Consider the following 3,183-nt stretch of genomic DNA (forward strand, 5'->3'; position numbering starts at 1 on the left):
AAAGAAACGCTTAGACAGACAATGGCTTTGAGCAATCAGGTTTTCAATGAAATTGCCAGATACGGTTTTGAAAACCATACTTGCAGCAAGGTATCTGTCCACCGTGCCACTTATTACAGTATCCGGGAAAAGCATCCTGAACTTCCATGTTCTATTCTTCAAGGAATCAGAGATGTTGCCTGCGAATCTCTCAAGGGACTCGAACTTAAAAAATGTCCTGCAAGCAAACCATTCTCTGCTATTCGGTATAATAAGCGTGTGCATAGAATCAATCTTATCAAACAGAATGTTAGTCTTTCTTCGGTTAAGGGGAGAGTGACTGCAACATATTCCATTCCTGAATATTACAGGCAATATCTTAATTGGGAATTTAAAACGTCCACGTTGAGATATAACAGACAGAAGGATACTTTTTATTTGCATGTGGTTATTCATAAACTTTCTCCTGAACCCGTTGGCGATAAGGTTCTTGGAATTGACCGGGGGATCGTTAATATCGCCGTGACTTCCAATAATAGATTTTCAATAGTAAACCTATCAAGAACGTGAGGGCAAAGTACGCATATCTTAGAGCGAAACTTCAAAGCAAAGGCACTAAATCTGCTAAAAAACTTCTCAGGAAGATCAGCGGGAAAGAGCAACGGTTTGTTTCCGGGGTCAATCACTGTATCTCTAAGGGAATTGTGGCGATGCCTTTTGATATTTTTGCTATTGAAGATTTGACCAGTATAAGAGTTCAGAGCAGAACTAAAGGAACAGATTTTACTCGCAAACTCAATAATTGGGCGTTCTATGAACTTGACCAATTTCTCAGATATAAGGCTGAAGCTATGGGTAAATCTGTTGTAACTATTGACCCGCGGTACACAAGCCAGAAATGTTCTGTTTGCGGACATATCTACAAAGGAAACAGGAAAGGACATTCTTTCAAATGTGTTAAGTGTGGTTTTCAAATACATGCTGACCTCAATGCTGCTCGGAATATTGCCGTTCTCGGTATATCTGGAAACGGCAGGCTGCCTGTAACTCATCCGTACATCGCATGTGATGAAGTTGAAGCCCGCAAGGGAATTGATACTGAACATAGTGATAATGCTCCGCACTTTAAAAGTGCGGAGTAAAGTTACTTTACACGTTCTTATATATTCATTAAATAAAAATCCAGATCGCAATTACTCCTGCAATCACTATGCAGGCAAGAATTACTGCATCGATCCATTTCCTGTTTATCTTGCGCTCAGTTTTCTCCTTTTCGAAGTAAGTATCCATGTTTTTAAGGAGATAATCCCTGATCATTGTCATATCGAACAATTTGAACCCTACAGTAACATAGGCTGCCCAGGAATAATAAAGATAGACATAGAAGAATAATAGACCGAATAAAATACCCATCATAATATTTGGTCCCCATGCTGCATCAAGTATAATTCCCCCGACAGGAACGGTCATTATTGGAGCAAGCGCCCATAACCATGCCATCTTGTTATTGAAAAGTTTATATTCTGATGTGAATAATGCCCACCATATCAGGTAAATAACCAGGATAAAATAATGAACAATACCCAGCGGATATTCAGCCACATATACTAATGCAGAGAACGTAAAGACTATCACTACAAGAACTTTTGCTATAAATTTAAAAGATGCGCCCGGAAAAATATATACTTTTGAAGCATCCATGTCCTGCATCTTTGTCACATAATCAAGAGTCGTATCCACCCTTCGATTGGTCTGCATTACCTGTGTTTCCATTGCATTGATCCTGCCAACCGTATCAGTAAGCATATTCATAATTGGCTTAATTTTATAATCCCATTCCTTATCCATTTTATCGTTAGCGATTTTCTGCATAAGAATATGCCTGACACCGATCCATGCAGTCATGTAAGAGAAGACTATTATAATGAGATCTATCAGGATACCAACTAGATTACCGATAAAAAATGCATCAATTATAAGTGATATTGTTGCAAATAAGCCTACTACCATACCCAGTAAGATAGCACTGAAGACTGCGATTTTATCTTTCATTTTTTATCATCTCATATGATTTTTCAAATTTAATAATTCTAAATTCTAATAATTATAAATCCTCTGGTAATCAAGGTATAAGATTCCCTGCTGCTGTGCGCTTGCGTTCAAATCCATATAACGAACAAGTGAATAGGACTTATTAATACTTCCTGCATTACCCGCCAGTGTTCCATAGGAGATCAACTCTTCGGGGTATAAAGTAATGTTGCGGTAGGATAGTGATGTATCGTTTAGAGTTGTCCTGTTGTTCCATGATGAACCATTCCAGAGCTGCACCGTGAAGTTATCTCCGGAAACATTGTATCTCAGCTCCAGTGTATGTATACTGGCGTCCGGTATATCAGTGGTATTCGTTGTGACATTGAGCTGGTACGATCCACTCGCATTAACTTCTGCAAAGACTGAAACAGCCCCATCACTTGCATTCCGGGCGCTGCTGAAGTTCGATACTGTTCCTGTATCATTTATGAAACTAAATACATAAGTGAGTTCAGAGGAAGTAGCTGCTGTATTATTGACCCATGTAGTATTCACATTACTGTAATTATCCACCGTTCGTGTTGAAATTGTGTATGTCAAATTCGGTGCAAAATAACTTGCATTGTAGAATTGCCAGCCTCTGGTTACATTCGTCTTGAACACACTATCGATATATATTTCCACATGATCAAAGTCAGGATTTGACGGATCTGACCATGTCCAGTTAATATACAAAGGTGTTGAAGTAGCTGAAATGGTGTTGATACTGGCTGGCGGTGTGGTATCATATAGTGTCTTATTCGCGCTGGTGTTGTCTGCTCCGCTAATTGTGATCTCTAAATATTCGGTATTAAATCCGGCTTTTGAATAGCTGAAGTTATAGGTGCCATTTGAAAGATTGGTTATGGAATAATATCCTGATGCTGAGGTATTACTCTGTTTGCTGCCATTCTGGACCAGGACACTTCCCAATCCTGCACCGGCATTATCAAACACATAACCGCTTACATTATAAGATGGTATGGATTTCACGGTAACAGTGATAGTCTCAGGCGCTGTTCCGCCATAATTATCGCTGCTATTGAAGTACCAGACATAGATTCCCACGTCATCAGTATTGGTCTGCCAGGAATAGGTGCCTGTTGTACTGTTCAATGTGCCGTTCGTTGC

The 3,183-nt window shown here is 39.4% G+C and carries 3 protein-coding genes and 1 pseudogene; 2 read left to right on the top strand and 2 right to left on the bottom strand.

All coding sequences use genetic code 11. The annotated features are described in order from the left end of the window. Both MNV_RS20735 and MNV_RS20740 read left to right on the top strand, forming a co-directional pair. Positions 1-549, top strand: a pseudogene (locus MNV_RS20735) (RNA-guided endonuclease InsQ/TnpB family protein); the annotation flags it as partial. Then, entirely contained in the window at positions 546-1,121 is a 576-nt protein-coding gene (locus tag MNV_RS20740) for an RNA-guided endonuclease InsQ/TnpB family protein (RefSeq protein ID WP_257000023.1), read from the top strand. The pseudogene MNV_RS20735 and the gene MNV_RS20740, both read left to right, overlap by 4 nt. 28 nt (positions 1,122-1,149) lie before the next feature. Here the strand turns inward: MNV_RS20740 and MNV_RS10250 are convergent, their stop codons facing one another. After that, entirely contained in the window at positions 1,150-2,031 is an 882-nt protein-coding gene (locus MNV_RS10250) for a hypothetical protein (protein WP_096205780.1), read from the bottom strand. Between the two features lie 45 nt (positions 2,032-2,076). Further along, a partial coding sequence (locus tag MNV_RS10255; RefSeq protein ID WP_143311734.1) for a carboxypeptidase-like regulatory domain-containing protein occupies positions 2,077-3,183 on the bottom strand: 1,107 nt, incomplete at its 5' end.

The organism is Candidatus Methanoperedens nitratireducens, from assembly GCF_900196725.1.
Lineage (GTDB): Archaea > Halobacteriota > Methanosarcinia > Methanosarcinales > Methanoperedenaceae > Methanoperedens > Methanoperedens nitroreducens_A.

Excerpts from the sequence above, each read along its gene's own strand:
- MNV_RS10250 (WP_096205780.1), bottom strand. The coding sequence starts at position 2,031 with ATGAAAGATAAAATCGCAGTCTTCAGTGCTATCTTACTGGGTATGGTA.